Annotated in this window: 2 protein-coding genes; both read right to left on the reverse strand. The window is 78.8% G+C overall.

Going from position 1 to position 2,167, the window contains the following annotated elements:
• Positions 1-1,324 (reverse strand): mycofactocin biosynthesis glycosyltransferase MftF (gene mftF, locus NBX02_RS13790; RefSeq protein ID WP_250291638.1); only part of this gene is annotated, 1,324 nt, incomplete at its 3' end.
• A gap of 46 nt (positions 1,325-1,370) precedes the next feature.
• The gene (locus tag NBX02_RS13795) at positions 1,371-2,144 is read right to left on the reverse strand and encodes a mycofactocin-coupled SDR family oxidoreductase (protein ID WP_250286842.1); all 774 of its coding nucleotides are present in this window, start codon (positions 2,142-2,144) and stop codon (positions 1,371-1,373) included.
• Positions 2,145-2,167: the final 23 nt, after the last annotated feature.

Raw genomic sequence — 2,167 nt, forward strand, 5'->3', positions numbered from 1 at the left:
GCGCCAGCCTGCGTGGCAGCAACGCCGCCGTACCGGCCGCGGCCGCGAGCCCGGCCCGCGGCCGGCCGGCGGCCACCGCCGCCCACGACAGCGCGCTCCACACCGACATCCGCACCGGAGCGATGGCCGTGCCGTGCCGGGCGGCCAGCGGCGCCGCCGACGTCCCGTAGTCGAAGCGCTGCCGCAGCCACGCCGTCCACCGGACGCGAGGAGCGTGCCCGACCCGTGACGCGGGCTCGTAACGGACCTGCCAGCCGGCGCGCACCAGCCGCCACACAAGGTCCACGTCCTCGCCGAAGCGCATCCGCTCGTCGAAACCGCGCAGCTCCCGCAGGGCGGCGGCACGCACCACGAGCGCGGCCGAGGGGACGTAGCTCACCCGGCTCGCCGGCCGCACCGGCGCCGCGGCGCCGCCGAGGTCCAGCGGCGAGCGCGCCCGCTCGTAGCGGGCCAGTAACGACCGGCCGGGCAGGCTGGTCACCCGGGGAGCCACCGCGGCGACGTCCGGGGCGTCGAAGTGCGCCAGCAGCGGCTCCAGCCAGCCCGGCCCGGGCCGCACATCGGCGTCCAGGAAGGCCACCAGCTCGGTGCCCGCCCGCCGCCAGCCGGTGTTGCGCGCGGCCGCGGGGCCGCGGGGCCGCCGGTGACGGACCGTCGCCCGCGGCAGCGGCGGCACGGAACCGTCGTCCACGACGACCACCTCCGCCAGCTCCCCCGCCTCCCCCGCCTCCCCCACCTTCCTTGTCTCCCTCGCATCCCCCTCGCCCGCCTTGCTCTCACCGCCCGCCTTGCTCCCTCCGCCCGCCTTGTTCGCCTCGCCAGCCGTACCCAGCTCACCTGCCGCGCCCAGCGCGGCGAGCAGCCGTTCCAGGGCGGCGGCGTGGTCGCGCACGGGGACGACGAGCGTGACGTCGGACAGGCGCAGCCGGGGACGTTCGTAGACCGGGTGGGCGATTCCGGCCGCCACCAGCCGGTCCGCCAGCCGCCGCCGCGCCGGATCGGGCCCGACCGGCTGCCCGCGCATCCACTCCCCGACCAGCCGGGCGCCGGCGGCGGGCAGCCGCAGGACCCGCAGCGGGGAACCGCCGAGCAGCACCTGCCCGTCGGCCCACCGGCGCGTACCGGGGTCGAAGACCAGCCGCAGGACACCGTCCGCCGGGCTTCCCGAGCCCGCGCGGCCCTCGTCCCGGGTGCCGCCGGCTCCCGCCGCGGGAGTGCCCGGGCGCTGGGAGCCCGCGGCGTCCAAGGCGTCGTCCGCGCGCTTCGTGGGTCTCCCGGAGTCCGCGGGATTCCTGGGGCTCGCGGGATTTCCGGCGTTCGTCACAGCGGTGTCCGCGTCGCGGGAGCCCGCCGCGGGCCCACGGTGCCTGTCACGCGGTGAAGCCGCCGTCGGCGTGCACCACGGTGCCGGTGATCGCGGACGAGCCCTCGCCGCACAGCCAGCACACGGTGGCGGCGACCTCCTCCGGCCGCAGCAGGCGGTCGAGGAGCTGGTATCCGGCGAACCCGTCGACGTCCGGCAGGTCGTAGAGGGCGGCGGTCGCGTCCAGCATGGCCGTGCGGGTGGAGCCCGGGGACACCGCGGTGGCCGTGACACCGGTGCCCCGCAGATCGGTCGCGAGCCCGCGCACCAGCCCCACGACGGCGTGCTTCGCCGCGTTGTAGGCGGCCAGATGCCACAGGCCGCGGTGGGCTGCCGCCGACGCCAGCGCCACGAACCGGCCGGAGCGCGGCGGCGCGGCGCGCAGCAGGGCGGGCACGGCCGCGCGGGCGAGGTTGAGCACCCCGCGCACCCCGACCTCGAACAGGACGTCCCACTCGGCGTCCGTGGTCTCCCACAGCGGCCGGCCGCCGGCCATCACCGCGGCGGCGGCCACCGCGGCGTGCACTCCCCCGAACTCGCGCTCGGCCAGCTCGACAGCCTCGGCCAGGGCCGGTGCCTCGCGCACGTCGGCCACCACGTCGCGGACCCGGCCGGGCCAGCGCTGGGCGAGCGCGCGCAGCTCCTCGGGCGTCCCCAGCGGGTAGGCGACGCCGGGCAGGTCGGCGCACACGTCCACCGCGACGACCCGCCACCCCTGCGCGGCCAGCTGGCCCACCACGGCCGCGCCGATGCCGCGGGCCGCCCCCGTCACCACCGCCACCCGGCCGCTGCCCGCCCACGGGC

The organism is Protofrankia sp. CiP1_Cm_nod1 (assembly GCF_920888515.1).
Lineage (GTDB): Bacteria > Actinomycetota > Actinomycetes > Frankiales > Frankiaceae > Protofrankia.